The sequence below is a fragment of the Salinispora mooreana genome (assembly GCF_000379065.1).
GTDB classification, from domain to species: Bacteria; Actinomycetota; Actinomycetes; order Mycobacteriales; family Micromonosporaceae; genus Micromonospora; species Micromonospora mooreana.
This window is the reverse complement of the sequence record NZ_KB900614.1, coordinates 1,435,842-1,451,449: the sequence shown is the minus strand read 5'-3', so window position 1 is coordinate 1,451,449 and position 15,608 is coordinate 1,435,842. Positions and strand designations below refer to the sequence as shown.

Here is a 15,608-nt window from a genome sequence, read left to right as displayed (position 1 = left end):
GCTGGTCTATGCGATAAGAAGATCGTCGAGAGTGTCGCCGATCGTGGCGAGGGCTTGCCGGTAATTCACAATCGCGGATTCGTTCGGTATGGGGGCGGCGGCGAGCTTGTCCCGGGCGTCGGCGACCATGGTCGCCCAGGCGGCGTTGTCGAGCATGCCGGTGGTGTCGAGGAAGGCGAGGATCCGGGCGCCATCGGCGAAGCGTGCCGCTGCCGGCATCATCGTGACGAAGCCGACCAAGACAGCGCAGGCCGCGTGCGTGTTGTCGGCCTCGAGCAGTTCATCGACGTGGGCGCGGAGTAGCTGATAGGCGGCGCGGCGGTCGCCACGCTGGAACAGCGCCTGGGCACGCACGGATTGGTTCGGCGAGTGGGTGCGTGCCGGCAGGGGCACGTCGATCGCCTGGTCGAACAGCTGGTCCGCGACGGCCCGTTGACCTTGGAAGGCGGCGGAGAAGCCGAGCAGCATCAGCGTCCAGTGCAACAAGGTCGGCGGGCCGTGGCTGCGGAACCGGTTGACGAGCGGGGTGAGCTGGGCTTCTCCGCGTGCGTACTCTCCCTGAAAGACCAGTGCTACGCCAAGGTCGACCTCGACCTGCGCAGCGAGATCATCGGCGCCGAGTCGGCGCAGCTCGGCCAGCGCCGGCGGCGCCGTGTGTATCTGCGTAGCGTAGTCGTCGTGGACGTTGGCCCGCAGGTGCCGAGCTACCGGGTTGTCCGGATCGCAGTGCAGTCGGACCAAGGTGTCGAAACCGGCCGGGTCCTGACGGACGTGATAGCGGGGTGCGGCGGCGATCAGGCCCGCCACGACCCGCGGCCGGTCCTCGGCCGGTGCCTGTTCGAGGAGGCGCTGCGCCCACTGCCCGATTTCGTGCCGGTGCCGCCGGGCGGCCTCGGTACAGATCGGCCGGAACAGATCATGAGCGAGGCGGTAGTCGCCGCCGGTGAAGGCACGGTCAACCGCTACCCGCAGGTTGGGCCACAACTCGTCCAGCCGGGCGACCCCCTGGACTTCCGCGGGTCCGGTGAGCTGGTCGTGCAGCGAGTTCACCCGTTCCCGCACGTAACGGGTGTGCGCGGCCTGGGCGGGTGCGGCCGCCGGTCCTGCGGTGAGGTGTTCGGCTGCGAACTGGCGGACTGGTTCCAACAACCTGAACTGCTGGCCGAACGGGCCGGGTTCGGCGGTTACCATCGAGCGCTGCACGAGGCTGTGCAGCACGTCGTTGACATCCAGGCCGCTGCCGGCGGCAACGGCCGCAGCTCCGGCCCGGTCGACTGGACCCGTGCACACCGACAGCCGTTGCAGCAGGTCCTGCTCGGCCACGGTGAGCAGCCGGTAGGACGATTGGATCGCGGCACGCATAGTGCGGTGCCGGTCCGCCCCGGTCCGCCGCCCGCCGACCAGCAAACCGAGCTGATCGTCGAGACGCTCGCGGATCTCCTGCGGGGTATGACTGACGGTTTGGGCGGCGGCCAGCTCGATGGCGAGGGGCAGCCCGTCGAGGCAGCGGCAAATCTCCTCGATCACTTCCCGCGCGGCACCCGTTGAACACGCGGCGGCCAGCGCGTTCGCACGTTCGGCGAACAGGTCGGCGCCGGCCCCGGCCGCCGGCAACGGCGGCACGGCGACCAGCCGTTCGTGACCGTGACTGAGGCCGAGCGGTTCCCGCGCGGTGGCCAGCACCCGCACCTGCGGGCAGCCGTCGGCGACAGCCTGGGCCAGGCGTGCCGCACCATCCACGACGTGTTCGCAGTTGTCGAGCACAAGCAGTGCCCGGAGTGAGCTCAGGGCCAGCACAATGGACTCACTCAGCGACCGGCCTGGGCCCTCCTCGACGCGTATCGCCGCGGCGACGGCTTGGGGGACGTCCTGGTCGGTTGTGATCTCGGTCAGGTCGACCAGCCAGGCGCCGTGCTCGAGCCGGGCGCGTTGGGCGGCTGCGACGGCGAGCGCGGTCTTGCCGATGCCACCCGGCCCGACCAGGGTGACCACCGGGCTCTCGGCCAACGCCCGGCCGATACGGTCGAGGTCGCCGTCGCGGCCGATCAGGCGCACGGCGCGCCGGGGCAGCCGGTCGACCGGCTCGGTCCGCTGCTCGCCGCCGATGCGGTGGTCCTGGCCGAGGATCGCCAACTCCAGGCGGCGCAGTCGCGGCCCGGGCTCCACGCCCAGGTGCTCGATCAGCCGCTGACGGGCAGTGCGATACGCGGCCAGCGCGTCAGCCTGCCGGCCCACCCGGTACAGCGCCGTCATCAGCAGCGCCCAGATGCCTTCACGGAACGGATACCGCGCGCTCAGCTCAGTCAACGGCCCCACGGTCGCTGCCGCGTCCGCGTCCACCCGGGCGGCGAGATCGGCCTCGACCGCGCCGAGCCACCGCTCGACGAGGCCGTCCACGGCCGCAGCCAGGCCGGGCACCGGCACCCCGGCCAGCGGATCGCCGGTCCACTCGGCGAGCGCCCCGGCGAGGTCGCCGGCCTCGACCCGCCGGCCGAACCGGATCACATCGACCGCATCGGCGGGCACATCGAGACGGTACGCGGCACCCGATCGCACAATCCTCGTGGCGCCCAGACCGCCCCGCAGCCGAGCGATGTACGACTGCAGGGTTCGGACGGCGGTCCGGGGTGGTTGCTCGCCCCACAGCAGATCGATCAGCCGCCAGTCCGGAACCGCCACGCCGGGCTGCAACGCCAGGGCCGCCAGCAACGCACGGCACTTACCCGCCCCGATGTCGACGGCGGCACCGTTGTCATCCACCACCTCGACCCCGCCGAGCAACCGTATGCGTACCGCCGGCCCTGCCATAGCCACTCCCGCGTCCGATAACCCCGCCCCGACCCGCAGCTCAACATCTTCTCAACGCCCGCACAACGCCGCCCCAACGCATGCCCGTCACGATCGGTCCACCTCGATCACGGGCCGCAGTTCGCCGCCCGCCGCTCGAACCCGCCGCAGCCCGACCCGGGGTTGCCACGATACTGCTGGAGGAACGATGTCCGAACGCTCCGCCGCCCGCCTCGCCGGTGCCCTTTTCCTACTGGTCATCGCGGTCGTCCTGGCCAGTTCGGCTGCCGGCAGCGGCGCCGGCGGGATCGCAGAACGGCTCGACGACATCGCCACACACCCGTCCGGGCTACGGCTCAGCATCGTGCTGCTGGCCGTCGCCGGCGTCGCCACGCTGGGCCTGGCCGCCATGCTGCATGCCATCACCCGGCGACAGGACCCGTCCCTGGCCGCTTTCGCCCTGGCCTGCCGGGCGGTGGAGTCGGGACTCTACGCGGTGCAGATCCTCGGTGCCATGCTGCTGCTGTCACTCAGCCGGCAACAAACGGACACTGCCCGGGAACTGGGCGCGGCGACCGTCGACATCGCCGCGTGGAGCACGAACGTCGGCGCCTGCTTCTTCGCCGTCGGCAGTGCCGTGTTCGCCTACCTCCTACTGCGGTCCCGCGCGATCCCCCGACCGCTGGCCACCCTCGGCCTGCTCGCATCGCTGCTGCTCGCCGTCAGCGTCCCCGTGCAGAGCGCCGCTGGCGCCGTCACCGCCGAGGGCGCCGGCTTCCTGCTGTGGCTGCCGATGCTCACCTTCGAAATCACCGCCGGCGGGTGGCTGCTCATCAAGGGCATCCGGTCCACGGACCCCGTCCGCTCTTCTTTCGCTGGCGCGAAGAAGAGCGACGAGGTGAGGACAGCATGACGAAGCAGATCAACTCGGACGCTGGGCGTGGAGAAGAGCGGCAGGCCCGGCCACGTCTCCCGCGCTGACGTGGCCGCCGTGTTCCTGGACGGCGCGCAACCGGTGGTCGTCAACCGGGCTGCCCGGGGATTCGTCCGCGGCCCGCCCGGGTCTATCCGGCATGGCGCCGCCCATGATCACGGTGCTACGAGAAAGCGGTTCGCGGCCGGCACCGAGCTGTTCGAGAATCTCGAAACTGTCCGGGGCGCTGGCCGGCTTCTCGATGGAGCGCTTCTTCGTGACCTGCTCGGTGCGATACCCGAGCTGGCGCCCTTCACCGATGTTCGGGACTGTGAGGCGAAGTCGATGCGGTAGCGGCCACGATCGGGCCGGTGCCGGGGGTCGGAGCCGATCGTGGCCGGAGGCGACGGCGCCCGAGAACAGCCGCGACTGCCCCGATGGAGCCACCGGCCACCGCGAGCAGGAACGCGGTGGTGCTGTCGGTCGCGTCAACCGCCTGGCCGCCGACGGCAGCTCCGGTGGCGAGGCCGACCATCACCGCGCTGGACAGCCAGGCGAACCCCTCGGTCAACGAGGCGCGGGGCACCAGTGACGCGGCCAGCGAACTTCCGGAGATAAGGATCGGTGACACGGCTAGACCGGCGAGCGCGACGCCGACGGCCAACACCGGCACGGTGTCCGCGAACACCATCGGCACGGCGACCACGCACAGCGCGGCGGCCGATCCCACGAGGCGTTGCAGGGAGGTGATCCGGTCGACCGGCACCGACCCGTACACCAGCCCGGCGACGAGGCTGCCGACCGCGAACAGCGCGAGCAGCACGCCCGCGACGCCGGTGGCGCCGCGCTCGGAACTGAACGACACCACGGCGACGTCGACCGCACCGATACATACCCCGAGCCCGAGGTAGATGGTGAGTAGGACGCCCATACCCCGGGCCCGGACCGCACTCGCCCGCCGTTGCTGGGGTGCCCGCGGCGGCTCGGTGCGCCCTTGGACGGCGAGCGCAAGCGAGCCGAGCACGGTGAGCGCCAGCGCGCCCAGCAGCCCGGCTGCCGGGAACCAGCCCACCGTCAGGGCGGTGACCAACACCGGACCGGCCACGTAGATGACCTCGTCGAGGATGGATTCGAGGGCGTACGCCGTCGGCAGCCGGGCCGAATCGACGAGCACCGTCCACCGGGCCCGGACCAGCGGGCCGAGCGGCAGGGCTGACGCCCCGACGAGCACGGCGGCACCGATCAACGTCCACGCCGGTGCGGATCGGCCGGCCAACACTACGAGTGCCACCAGCCCGAAGGCGTGCACGAGCACCGAGACGGCGATGACGATCCGCTGCCCGAACTGGTCGGCGGCCCGCCCCAACACTGGGGCGGCAAACGCCTGCGCCAGGGTGAGCGCGGCGGTAACCACGCCGGCGAGGCCGTACGAGTCGGTCTGAATGGAGATCATGAGCAGACAGCCGAGGCCGCGCATCGACATGGGCAGCCGACCAACGAAGCCGGAGGACACGAAGAGGGCAGCACCGGGTGTGCCGAGTAGCTCGCGGTACGCGCGCATAGCTCATTACCTTTCCTCAGTATCGCCAGCAACCCCGTCACGTAAATGACTGATGCTTATCACCGCCTCACCCCTGCCTATCAGGCAGATGCGACAACCATGATCGACCTGGTGCGACAACACCGAACAGACCTGCTCATCAGCCAGGCCCTCGGGCCGGGTCTCCGAATCACCCGCCCCCGGGCTCCGGGCAACAGCACGCTGTTCGGCGCGGGCGCTTCGTCGTCGCTCGCGAGCTCGGGCGGGCCTGAGTGCCGCGCCGCACCACCTTTTCCTGGCCGACGCGGTCGGCGGCTGCCCCGACGCGTGGCACCACACCGTAAAGGCCTCGCCGCCGTTCCGCTCCTGGCAGATCGTTGGTGCTGGAGGCGGGGGCGGGGGCGGGTGGAAATCTCGGTACGCCTCGGCGGCCACCGGCACCGCGAGTAGACAGAGACCACACGCGATCACCAGGCACTGGCAGTCCAGCGTAGTTGTCCGCAGACGGCCACGACGGCGATCACCACCGGGCAGGCCACCACCTCGACCGCTAAGCCGCTTCTCATGGCGTACGCGCCGGTTCAACAGCACCGGCACCCTGGTTGCTGTGCTGATCGGCCCAGCTCACGTCACTATCCCTACCACCGACCGGTAGCCAGCAGGCTGAATAGTGCATTCTGCAGGTACGTGTGTGGGAGGAGTTGATCGTGAGCTCGGGTGAGGTTGGCGCGGTCGACACGCGTACCGGGACGGTCACGTCGGTACTGGACGGTGCCACCGGCTGGGAACCCCTCTCCGGCGGGCTCGCCCACCATGTGCAGCGAGTCCGGCTCGCCGATGGCCGGCCGGCGGTGGTCAAGCAGACCCCGGCGTCCTCGCACAGCCCGCCCGGCATGTTCGCGCTGGAAGCCGCGGGGCTGCGCGCCCTCCACGACCTCGGTGGCGTCCACACCCCCGAGGTCTACGAGGTGACCGAGCACCATCTCGTCCTCGCCGCCCTGGCTCCCCGTCCTGACACGGACCAATACTGGGAGGAAACGGGCCGCGCCATCGCCCGGCTGCACTCCGTTGCGGGCCGCGCCTTCGGCTGGCCCGAGGACGGCTGGCTCGGCCTGCTGCCCCAACACAACGAGCAGACCAGCAACGGCCACGAGTTCTTCGCCACTCACCGGCTACTGCGCTACGCGACCGAGCCGAAGGTCCAGCAGGTCCTGGACTCGACCGACCTGGCCCGGCTGGAGCGCATCTGCGAACGGCTACCCGAACTGCTCCCAGCCGCCCCCGCCGTGCTCACCCACGGCGACCTCTGGCGCAACAACCTCATCGCCACCGAACAGGGCACCCCCGTGTTCATCGACCCCGCGGTGCACTGGAACTGGGCCGAGGCCGACCTCAGCATGATCTACAGCGTTGACCGCCCGCCCGAGCCCTTCTTCGCCGCCTACGAGGAAGCCGCCGCTCCCCAGCCCGGTTGGCGCGACCGGATGGACCTGCTCAACCTCCGCGAACAGCTCAGCGTCCTCGCCCACTTCGGCTCTGACCTTCCGGACTGGATCCGCGACACCAAAACCGTGCTGCGCAAATACTGCTGAACGGTGGGCGTTGGCCTGCACCGGGCGCCGCAGCGGACAGCCGCAACCACCTGGCGCCTTCGCCGGCACCGGAGGCTGGAGGAGTGCCGCAAACTGCCGTAGCTTGTCCTCATCGGGCAGGGAGGCGTCATGTTTGCCGAACACGTGCGGGACCCTGCGGTAACCGCCGTGATCTTCGGCTTTTCGCTTCGAACTGGTTCGGCTGGGCACAGGAGGCGCCTCCTGGCAGCTGGCGCGGGCTCCTCGCCGCCGGCTCGGTGACCGGCCTACTCACCGCGATCGCCGGTGGTCTACTGACCTGGCGGCTCTGGCACAGCGACACCGCCTTCGACGAGGCCACCAGCCGCGCGTTCGGGGTGGTGGTCGCCATCGAGTTCGGGGCCGCCGCCCTCGGGGCGGCCCTATGAGCAACGCTTCTCGCCCTACCTCGGAGAACAGGATCCCGACGGTACGGCGGCCGGCGCATATATTCGGATGCGCTGCTACGACGATGGGGGGCATCGATGAGCGACCAGCGGCAGCCGGGCTACAGGTTGAACGGGCTACACCACACGCAGTTGGCCATCCCGCCGGAGTCGGAGCCGACAGTGCGAGAGTTCTACGGCGGTGTGCTCGGCATGGCCGAGATTGACAAGCCGCCAGTCCTCGCCGCGCGCGGTGGTTGCTGGTTCCGCTCCGGCCGGCTCGAGATCCACCTCGGCGTGGAGCAGGATTTCCGGCCGGCCCGCAAGGCGCACCCGGGAGTCCTGGTAGATGACATCGACGCTCTGGCCAAGCACCTCGGCGAGCACGGGGTCGAGGTCGACTGGGACGACAACTTTCCCGGGCATCGTCGGTTCTACGCCCACGACCCGCTGGGCAACCGGCTGGAGTTCCTGGAGCAGCAACAACCAGCCTGACCTGGAGTTGGAGCAGCCAGCCCAACCTGGTCCGGCGAAACGTGCCCAGTCGGTGATGAGCGTGGCCACGTGGCGATCTCCGGCAGCAGGTCCGGATCCATCAGGCCGTCCGTGACGCTGTCCAGGATGAGGTTGGAGATGTCCTCGCCGACCCCACCCTCCCCCGTGAATGCCCAGTCGACCAGCACCGACCTGCCGTCCACGTCGATGAGGTTGGCGGGCCAGACATCGAGGTGGCACAGGACCCCGTGGGCGCAATGGTCGCACTGATGCAGAGCCCCAACCCAAGCCCCACCGCCGGGTTTCGGTGATTCGAACACCGGGTAGCCCCAGCCGCGGGGACCGCGTCCCGCCCATGCTGGCAGCACCGAAAGAGGGGAAACGAGGCGATGGCGGCGAAGCTCGACGGCAGGCGGGTGGCGATTCTGGCGACCGACGGGGTGGAAGAGGTGGAGTACACCAAAACCCGTGCCGCTGTGGAAGCCGCCGGCGGCACCGCCGAACTGATCTCTTTGGGCGAGGAACCGATTCAGTCAGTGGACCACCTGGACAAGTCCACGACGTACGAGGTAGACCGGGTCGTTACCGACGCAGACCCCGCCGACTACGACGCCTTGGTGTTGCCCGGCGGGGTGGCCAACCCGGACTTCTTGCGGGCTGACCCCAACGCGGTGCGCTTCGTACGGACCTTCGTTGAATCCGGTAAGCCGGTAGCCGCCATTTGTCACGGCCTGTGGCCGCTGGTCGAGGCGAACGTGGTGCAGGGCCGCACCCTCACCTCCTGGCCGAGCCTGCGCACCGACTTGGTCAACGCCGGCGCTACCTGGGTTGACGAGGAGGTCTACGTCGACAGCGGCCTGATCACCAGCCGTAGGCCCGGCGATCTGCCGGCGTTCTGCGCCACGTTGGTCGACGAAATCGCCGACGGCGGGTATGCCGGATCGACTACGTGACACCGGCAGCCGGGGTCTTCTGCTGGAATAGTGGGCTTGTCTATCCGGTACGAGTACCGTGTGGTCCCACCGTCGCGGTGGCCCTGGTGGGCAACGGTTTCGCCGGACAGTCCACCAGCTCATTGGTGGACCGTCCGGCGTAGCCGCACCGACGCCTACTGCGTTGGCATCATGGCGATTCGGAAGACCCGGTGGAGGCATCGGAATCCGGCACGATGGATGACCCGTTGCGCCGGGATGTTTGCCGGCTCCGTGGAGCACAGTGGTGTCAGTCCACGCGCCCGGGATAGCTCGGTGAGCGTGTGCATCAGCCGGCTGCCCATACGCCGACCCCGGTGGTGGGCACCCACGACCAGGCCAAGATGTGCATGGCCCGGGGATCGGGGATCGACGCGGCACTCCCCGGTCGCCGCGATCTCACCGGCCACCCCCTCGACGAGGTACAACTCCCCTCGGTCGACTCGTTCGGCCAGAAAGCGCTCGAGGAAGTCTCTCGGCAAACCGATTTCGGCCTGATAGAACTCGACGGCTGCGCAGTGGTCTGCGCGAGACGCGGGACGAACTGCTACCGACTCCCGCTGTGCAGTAGGTGCGATGAGGGTGTACATCAGGGCAACGGGGTCGGCTTTGCCACCCGTGGTGAGGCTGAGGGAGAGAAAGGCGGGATCGACGGTTGACGCGACAGCCGCGGAGATCTTCTTGGTGTCGATCACGTGGGCGAGGACCTCGGAGGCGACCTCCTGGTAGTCGTGGCTGACGTGGAAGGCGTGAAGCTGATTGTCGTCATCGATCGAACAACATCCGACGATGTGCCCGTCGATCAGGATTTCGTATGGCTCGGCCATGTCGGCGAAGGTCGCCCACATGTCGTCCTCTGGGCCGAGGAGGTTCTGCTGCCGCTCGCTGCGAAGTCCTGCACAGGCCGAATGGCTAGCGTTCTGGAGCGTGACGCGCGCAGTGGCGTTTTTTGACATAATTGTTTCTCCAGTTCGTAGCCGGGTCAGCGCCGCTTTACCCGCTGGGCGTCTTTGATGACCCGGGCGAGTCTCCGACCCGCGCGACGCTGGGCCGCAGGATCTGCGCGGAGCTCTGCCCACGCGGCCTCCCGACACAGCTGATTCCAGGCCCGCAGTCGCTGCTCGCTCAGCCTCCCGTCGGCGACGGCCGCGAGCACCTCGCAGCCGGGCTCGTTGGCATGACCGCAGTCGCCGAAGTGACAACCGAGCGCCAACTCCGCAATGTCGTCGAACCCCGCGTCAACGGTGGCAACGTCGGCGTGAACGCCGACCTCGCGCATGCCGGGGGTGTCGATCAGGCAGCAGCCGCCCTCCAGCGCGAAGAGCTGCCGGGCGGTGGTGGTGTGCCGGCCCTTCGCGTCCGAGCTGCGGACCTTTCCGGTGGCGCCCAACTCCCGGCCAGCAAGGGCGTTGAGGAGCGTCGATTTTCCTGCCCCGGATTCGCCGACGAGCACCAGCGTGCGCTCCGCGCACCGGCCGAGGAGATCGGATACCCCAGTGGCTGTCGCCGCCGCGACGGAGATGACATCAACGCCGGGATGCTGCTGGAGCAGACCGCTTTCGATCTGTGCGGTGGAGCTCACGAGGTCGGCCTTGGAGAGGATCACCAACGGTGTCGCTCCGGCGTCCCAGGCGAGTGAGGTGAAACGTTGCAGCCGGCCGTGGACGACCGGCCGGTCCAGGCCACAGACAATGCCCACCACGTCCACGTTCGCGGCGATGAGCTGGCTCCCTCCGGTGGAGGGGTCACGACGGCGGAGCAGCGAAGCCCGGGGCAGCAGGTCGAGGACGCGATCGTCGTCGACGACGACCCAGTCCCCGACCGCGAGCGCGGGTGCCGAGGACCGTACGGGGAAGTGGCGGGTGCCACCTTCGGTGCGGATCAGGACGGCTGAACCGTCGTGGCGGACAACGCGGCCCGGACGGCCAGCACCGTGTGCGGCAAGCGCCGCCTGCCATTGGTGCGACCAGCCCAAGGCGGCGAGAGACAAGGATGATTCTGGGGTCTCCGATGGACCCCTATGGGGAGAAGACAACTGAGGAACCCTCTGCGTGAAGGAGTGAGATCCGATCGGGTGAGCCGATCGTCACCTGATGTCGCTCAGGCGCACGAAGCGTGGCGGTTTTCAGCAGTCACATGCATGAAAACGCCACCTCCTCCTTCAGATTCCCGCAGCCGCACTGTGAGGCCCGCTGACACACTACGCCATCCAACCCACGTGCCACACATGAAGGGCTGCCCTCCGGCTGGAATCGACGGCCGAGGGTCAACGGCCGCAGCAGAGCTTCGCACCCCGAATCAAGCGGCTTCCTCGGTGGGGGGAAGTTCGACGACGGGGAAGCACCCGGCCAACGGGTCGTCGTAGTGCCGCCAGGTGTCGCTGCCGTCGGCGAGTTCGTCGTCGGTGAGCAAGCAGCTGGTGAGGGTGCGGCACAGCGAGACGGGGTCGAGGTCCAGGCCGATGAAGACCAGGTGCTGGTGGCGGTCGCCGTAGTAGGGGTCCCAGTCGAGTGCGGCGGCGAGCCGGCGGTGGCTGGACACGTCGTCCCAGCCGGAATCGGGAAGGGCGACCAGCCAGTGGCCGAGTGAGCCGAGGCGGAGCCCACCCCCGGCAAAGCTCCAGGCAATCACCGTGTCGGGTTGGCTGGCAAGCCAGAGATGCCCACGAGAGCGCACCACTTCGTCGTTGATGTCCTCGAAAACATCGTGTAGACGCTGGGGATGAAACGGCCGCCGGGCCCGAAAGACGACCGAAACGATGCCACAGTCCGGGTGCGGCTCGTGCACACCGAGGATGTACCCCTCAAGGCCACGGTTGAGGACGCGGGGGGTTTCGGGCCGGTGCCGGAGGGTGCCGCGCAGCTGGCGGGTCAGTGCGGTGGCGTCGAGAAGGTCACCGTTGACGGGGACCTGCATCGCCCAGGGCGCCATCCGCTCGAGCAGCACCGACAGGCGACTGGTGTCGTACGCGCCCTCGCGGGACTGACCCCGGAGGACGAGGGTGTCGGCGTACTCGATCTGTCGGACGATGACGTCGGCCAGCGCCCGATCGTCGTTGACGGCCGCGGCGATGCCGAGGTGCTTCAGGTCGTCGGTGCTGACCATGCCGTCAAGCAGGTGTTCGGCATCAACCACGGTGACGTAGGAGTCGATCTGGATCAGATCGGTGATCGGGGCGCCGTCAACCAGGCAGTGCGCGCAGACGGCGGCGACCGCCTCGGGCTCGACCACCTCGGGCAGCATCAGCAGCAGATCACGGTTGGGCTGCGCGCGGGCCAGCCGGGCGAGGGTGGGCAGCACATCTTCGCGCAGCGTGCAGGAGACACATCCGGGTACGAGCGTGATCCGCTCGTCCTCGACTATGCCCGCGCTGTCACGCACGACCCGCCGCACGGTGCCGGCGCCCAGGTCAGCGAGATTGTGCTGGACCAACAGCAGGGTCGGATCCGCCACCAGCAGCGTACGGGCAATGGCGTACGTCGCGGCTGGCCAGAAGCCGCTGAGCACGGTAAGAGACGGGCGGGTGTCGATCACCGGAGCGCCGGGGTCGATGGGTGCGAGTGGAGACGTTGCCATCACAGTCCTCTCAACTCTTAATGAAAACGATTGTCAGTATAGGCCCATCGGGCGCGGCGGACGAGCGGGGGTATCCGCAGCCAGCTCAGGGACGTCACCCGGAAGAACCGCCGCAGCGACCCGGACCGTCTGGCGCTGCGCACGTACGATCCGATCGCGCGGCGGCACGTCGACTTCCGCGAGGTGGCCACGCCCTCCACAAAGGACGTCTGATAAGCCGTGTCGGTACCCCTGCTACGGTGTGGGAGAAGTCACCCGCCGCGAGTCGAGAAGAGATTCCCCGTGACAGACACCCCTTCGGAAGACACGCCACCGGCCGCCGAACCGAACGGGTCACTCTCCTCGAAGATCGACACCACGATCGCGCACCCGGCCCGGATCTGGAACTACTGGCTGGGCGGCAAGGACAACTTCAAGGTGGATCGCGAGGTCGGCGACCACACGATCGCTGCCTACCCACACATCATCGAGCTGGCCCGCCACCAGCGATCCTTCCTGGTACGCGCAGTCACCCAGCTGGCCAAAGAGACCGGCATTCGACAGTTCCTGGACATCGGCACCGGCCTGCCGACAGCCAACAACACCCACGAGGTCGCCCAGTCGATCGCTCCCGAGTCGCGCATCGTCTACGTCGACAATGACCCGCTGGTCCTGGTGCATGCACGGGCGCTACTGACCAGCCACCCCCGGGGCGCGACCGACTACATCGACGCCGACCTGCGGGACCCGGACAAGATCCTCGCTGCGGCGGCCAAGACACTCGACTTCACCAAGCCGATCGCCATCACCATGCTCGGCATCGTGATCTTCCTGGCCGATGACGACGAGGCCTACGGAGTAGTCGACCGCCTGGTGGAGGCGCTCCCGTCGGGGAGTTACCTGGCGCTGACACATACCACCAACGCCATCCACGGTGCCGCGACCGACGAGGCGGTCCGGATCTGGAACGAGGGCGGCTCGGACCCGATGGTGGTGCGCAGCCTCGACGGCATCGGCCGCTTTTTCCGTGGCCTTGAGCTGGTCGAGCCGGGCATCGTCTCACTGACCCGATGGCGACCCGACGCCGATACCGCTAGCGGGCCCGAGGTGGACGAGTTCTGCGGCGTGGGCTACAAGCCATGACCAGCAGGTAGGACACCACAGTCGACTACCTCGGGGTTCAGCGCCAGGTGCAGCAGGGCTGCGGGGCATCCGTGGTCGGCACCTCACACGGACACGTAACGGTCATGTGTCAACACCTGTCGTGCTGGGCGTCAGCGGTGTGACACTGCTGTGGGATTGGTTACGGGGAGGGTGCGGACCAATGGTTGCGGAGCACCAGGGCGGGCAGGAACTGCCGCCCCTCGACACGCTCGCCGCCCGCCTGGAGTACCTGTTCGAGACCATCCGCCCCGCACCGGAGGAGCTTGGCGGCTCCGAGGAGCTCGGTCTAAAATGCACAAACAAAGACATCGCGGACAAAATTAACCGACAGCAGCCGGAGACGGGCGTGTCTATCAGCGCTGCCTACATCGGAGAGCTACGCCGGGGCGTGGCGTGTGATCCGCGTACCTCACACGTCCGCGCCCTAGCCCGTGCCTTTGGCGTCCACCCGGGCTACTTCGTGGACGATGCCGCGACTCACCGCCTTCAGGACCAGATCCGGCTCCTCAGTGAGCTGCGACGAATGGGCGTCACGCAGGTGGCACTGCGGCAGGTTCTCGCGGACACCGGCTTGTCCTCGGCTGACTCTCGGCTGGTGGAACAGATAGTCGCCCGCCTGCAAGCCCTCGGCGGCAGCCACCGGAAGGGCCACTGACAGTCATGCTTGTCCTGCGGTGGAGGCACACATCCAGCAGCCACCCGACTGACATCCGCGGTTAGCGTCCGCTGCGGCGAGTGCCCGGACGGGCCCGGGTGGAGAAGGCCGCCGCCCCGGACCGGGTTGGTGCAGACCGGGTCGAAGTGGTCGACGCCGGTTTGCCGCTGCGTTGCTTCCGGCTGCCGTGAGCGGGTCGCGCCTCCGGCCGTGGGCCACCGGGGGCGGCTACAACCTGGGGGACCAACCGCCGTTCGCCCGGGGCGATTTCGTGAAGCAGCGCGTCACCCGGGCGCAGTCGGCTCGTGGTCGCGGTGATACCCGCCTTGCGGGTCAATGCCCGCACCTCGGCCACCTGCGCGTCGGTCATCAGGGTCACGACGGTCCCGTCCGCACCAGCCCGAGCGGTACGGCCCGATCGGTGCAGGTACGCCTTGTGCTCCACCGGCGGGTCGGCGTGCACGACCAGCGCCACATCATCGATGTGGATGCCCCGGGCGGCGATGTCGGTGGCGACCAACGTATGCGCCTCCCCGGTGGCGAATGCCCGCAGATTCCGGGTACGGGCACCCTGGGCCAGGTTGCCGTGCAGATCGACCGCACTGACCCCGGCTGCGGCCAGCCGTCGAGCCAAGGTCTTCGCACCCCGTTTGGTACGAGTGAACACCACGGTGCGGTTCGACGTGGCAGTCAACTCGACCAGCACGGCGAACCGGTCCTCGGCCTGAACGTGCAGCACGTGGTGGGTCATCGCGGCGACCGGCGACAAAGTTGAGTCAACGCTGTGCACGACTGGATTGGTGAGGAACCGCCGCACCAGGACATCGACGCCGGAGTCCAGGGTCGCGGAGAACAACAGCCGCTGCCCGCCGCGCGGGGTTCGTTCCAACAGCCGCCGTACGCTGGGCAGGAAGCCGAGGTCGGCCATGTGGTCGGCCTCGTCGAGGACGGTGATCTCGACAGCGTCCAGGTGCGCGTGTCCGGCTTCGACATGGTCGGTCAGCCGTCCCGGGCAGGCCACCAGGACATCAACCCCGGCCTGGAGTCTGGCGATCTGGGGCCGGGCGGCGACGCCGCCGAAGATCGCCATCGTGCGCAGCGACAGCGCCTCGGCCAGTGGCGCCATCACGCGGTCGATCTGTGTGGCCAACTCGCGAGTCGGCGCGAGGATCAACGCCCGTGGGCGCCCGGGACGACGGCGCGTGGCGGTCGCGGCCAGGCGGGTCAGCACCGCCAGTACGAAGGCGTAGGTCTTACCCGAACCGGTACGGCCACGGCCGAGCACGTCCCGTCCCGCGAGCGCGTCCGGCAGAGTCGCGGCCTGGATCGGGAACGGCCGTTCCACCCCGGCCGCGGCCAGTTGGCGGTTGAGCAGGTCGGGGACGCCGAGGTCAGTGAAGGTCAGCGAGTCAGGCAGGGTGTTCTGGCGTGGGCGGCTTGCCGCCATGAAGGCTCCGAAGGTTGAAGGGGGCGTCCCGCTTGGCGCTGACCGTCGTGGTCGCGGCGCGCGAGGTGGGCATCGAGCCCCGTCG

At 68.8% G+C, this 15,608-nt stretch carries 13 protein-coding genes and 2 pseudogenes; 9 read left to right on the top strand and 6 right to left on the bottom strand.

Annotation, left to right across the window (positions count from 1 at the left end; genetic code table 11):
* Positions 1-6: 6 nt before the first annotated feature.
* The gene (locus tag SALPAC6_RS0106935) at positions 7-2,808 is read right to left on the bottom strand and encodes an ATP-binding protein (RefSeq protein WP_018252698.1); all 2,802 of its coding nucleotides are present in this window, start codon (positions 2,806-2,808) and stop codon (positions 7-9) included.
* Between the two features lie 187 nt (positions 2,809-2,995).
* Here SALPAC6_RS0106935 and SALPAC6_RS0106930 point away from each other — a divergent pair, with 187 nt between their 5' ends.
* Positions 2,996-3,700, top strand: a complete 705-nt coding sequence (locus SALPAC6_RS0106930; protein WP_018252697.1) for a DUF4386 domain-containing protein — start codon at positions 2,996-2,998, stop codon at positions 3,698-3,700.
* 27 nt (positions 3,701-3,727) lie between these two features.
* Positions 3,728-4,054: a hypothetical protein gene (locus tag SALPAC6_RS29335; RefSeq protein ID WP_018252696.1), complete on the top strand. Its 327-nt coding sequence runs from the start codon at positions 3,728-3,730 to the stop codon at positions 4,052-4,054.
* Here the strand turns inward: SALPAC6_RS29335 and SALPAC6_RS0106920 are convergent.
* Positions 4,014-5,261: an MFS transporter gene (locus SALPAC6_RS0106920; protein ID WP_018252695.1), complete on the bottom strand. Its 1,248-nt coding sequence runs from the start codon at positions 5,259-5,261 to the stop codon at positions 4,014-4,016. The genes SALPAC6_RS29335 and SALPAC6_RS0106920 overlap by 41 nt on opposite strands.
* A 686-nt stretch (positions 5,262-5,947) precedes the next feature.
* Here SALPAC6_RS0106920 and SALPAC6_RS0106915 point away from each other — a divergent pair.
* The 4 genes and pseudogenes from SALPAC6_RS0106915 (at position 5,948) to SALPAC6_RS0106895 (ending at position 8,684) form a co-directional block, all read left to right on the top strand.
* A complete protein-coding gene (locus tag SALPAC6_RS0106915) occupies positions 5,948-6,832 on the top strand; it encodes a fructosamine kinase family protein (RefSeq protein ID WP_026189383.1) in 885 nt (294 codons plus the stop codon).
* Positions 6,833-6,961: 129 nt separating this feature from the next.
* Positions 6,962-7,236, top strand: a pseudogene (locus tag SALPAC6_RS25435) (hypothetical protein); the annotation flags it as partial.
* Between the two features lie 99 nt (positions 7,237-7,335).
* Entirely contained in the window at positions 7,336-7,731 is a 396-nt protein-coding gene (locus tag SALPAC6_RS0106905; protein WP_018252692.1) for a VOC family protein, read from the top strand.
* 389 nt (positions 7,732-8,120) lie between these two features.
* Positions 8,121-8,684 carry a type 1 glutamine amidotransferase domain-containing protein gene (locus SALPAC6_RS0106895; protein ID WP_018252690.1) on the top strand — a complete coding sequence of 188 codons (564 nt, stop codon included), beginning with the start codon at positions 8,121-8,123 and terminating at the stop codon, positions 8,682-8,684.
* A gap of 155 nt (positions 8,685-8,839) precedes the next feature.
* On the opposite strand, the gene SALPAC6_RS0106890 is transcribed toward SALPAC6_RS0106895, so the two are convergent.
* The 3 genes from SALPAC6_RS0106890 to SALPAC6_RS0106880 all read right to left on the bottom strand — a co-directional run bounded on the left by SALPAC6_RS0106890 (position 8,840) and on the right by SALPAC6_RS0106880 (position 12,278).
* Positions 8,840-9,658, bottom strand: a complete 819-nt coding sequence (locus tag SALPAC6_RS0106890; protein WP_080636011.1) for a GNAT family N-acetyltransferase — start codon at positions 9,656-9,658, stop codon at positions 8,840-8,842.
* Between the two features lie 26 nt (positions 9,659-9,684).
* Positions 9,685-10,677 (bottom strand): ribosome small subunit-dependent GTPase A, encoded by a 993-nt coding sequence (gene rsgA, locus SALPAC6_RS0106885; RefSeq protein ID WP_018252688.1) that lies wholly within the window; start codon positions 10,675-10,677, stop codon positions 9,685-9,687.
* A gap of 323 nt (positions 10,678-11,000) precedes the next feature.
* Positions 11,001-12,278 (bottom strand): CobW family GTP-binding protein, encoded by a 1,278-nt coding sequence (locus SALPAC6_RS0106880; protein WP_018252687.1) that lies wholly within the window; start codon positions 12,276-12,278, stop codon positions 11,001-11,003.
* A gap of 93 nt (positions 12,279-12,371) precedes the next feature.
* Between SALPAC6_RS0106880 and rpmG the strand changes: the two are divergent.
* From rpmG to SALPAC6_RS0106865, 3 genes and pseudogenes are all read left to right on the top strand, one after another.
* Positions 12,372-12,491: pseudogene (gene rpmG / locus SALPAC6_RS27320) on the top strand (50S ribosomal protein L33); the annotation flags it as partial.
* A 69-nt stretch (positions 12,492-12,560) separates the two neighbouring features.
* Positions 12,561-13,400, top strand: a complete 840-nt coding sequence (locus SALPAC6_RS0106870; RefSeq protein WP_018252686.1) for an SAM-dependent methyltransferase — start codon at positions 12,561-12,563, stop codon at positions 13,398-13,400.
* 181 nt (positions 13,401-13,581) lie between these two features.
* Complete coding sequence (locus SALPAC6_RS0106865) at positions 13,582-14,076, top strand: hypothetical protein (RefSeq protein WP_018252685.1); 495 nt, start codon at positions 13,582-13,584, stop codon at positions 14,074-14,076.
* Between the two features lie 61 nt (positions 14,077-14,137).
* Here SALPAC6_RS0106865 and SALPAC6_RS0106860 read toward each other — a convergent pair whose 3' ends face one another.
* On the bottom strand, positions 14,138-15,523 hold the full coding sequence (locus SALPAC6_RS0106860) for a DEAD/DEAH box helicase (protein WP_018252684.1): 1,386 nt from the start codon (positions 15,521-15,523) through the stop codon (positions 14,138-14,140).
* Between the last annotated feature and the right edge of the window lie 85 nt (positions 15,524-15,608).

Coding starts and splice junctions, on each gene's coding strand:
- SALPAC6_RS0106935 (WP_018252698.1), bottom strand. CDS start 2,808: ATGGCAGGGCCGGCGGTACGCATACGGTTGCTCGGCGGGGTCGAGGTG.
- SALPAC6_RS0106930 (WP_018252697.1), top strand. CDS start 2,996: ATGTCCGAACGCTCCGCCGCCCGCCTCGCCGGTGCCCTTTTCCTACTG.
- SALPAC6_RS0106920 (WP_018252695.1), bottom strand. CDS start 5,261: ATGCGCGCGTACCGCGAGCTACTCGGCACACCCGGTGCTGCCCTCTTC.
- SALPAC6_RS0106905 (WP_018252692.1), top strand. CDS start 7,336: ATGAGCGACCAGCGGCAGCCGGGCTACAGGTTGAACGGGCTACACCAC.
- SALPAC6_RS0106895 (WP_018252690.1), top strand. CDS start 8,121: ATGGCGGCGAAGCTCGACGGCAGGCGGGTGGCGATTCTGGCGACCGAC.
- SALPAC6_RS0106890 (WP_080636011.1), bottom strand. CDS start 9,658: ATGTCAAAAAACGCCACTGCGCGCGTCACGCTCCAGAACGCTAGCCAT.
- SALPAC6_RS0106880 (WP_018252687.1), bottom strand. CDS start 12,278: ATGGCAACGTCTCCACTCGCACCCATCGACCCCGGCGCTCCGGTGATC.
- SALPAC6_RS0106865 (WP_018252685.1), top strand. CDS start 13,582: ATGGTTGCGGAGCACCAGGGCGGGCAGGAACTGCCGCCCCTCGACACG.
- SALPAC6_RS0106860 (WP_018252684.1), bottom strand. CDS start 15,523: ATGGCGGCAAGCCGCCCACGCCAGAACACCCTGCCTGACTCGCTGACC.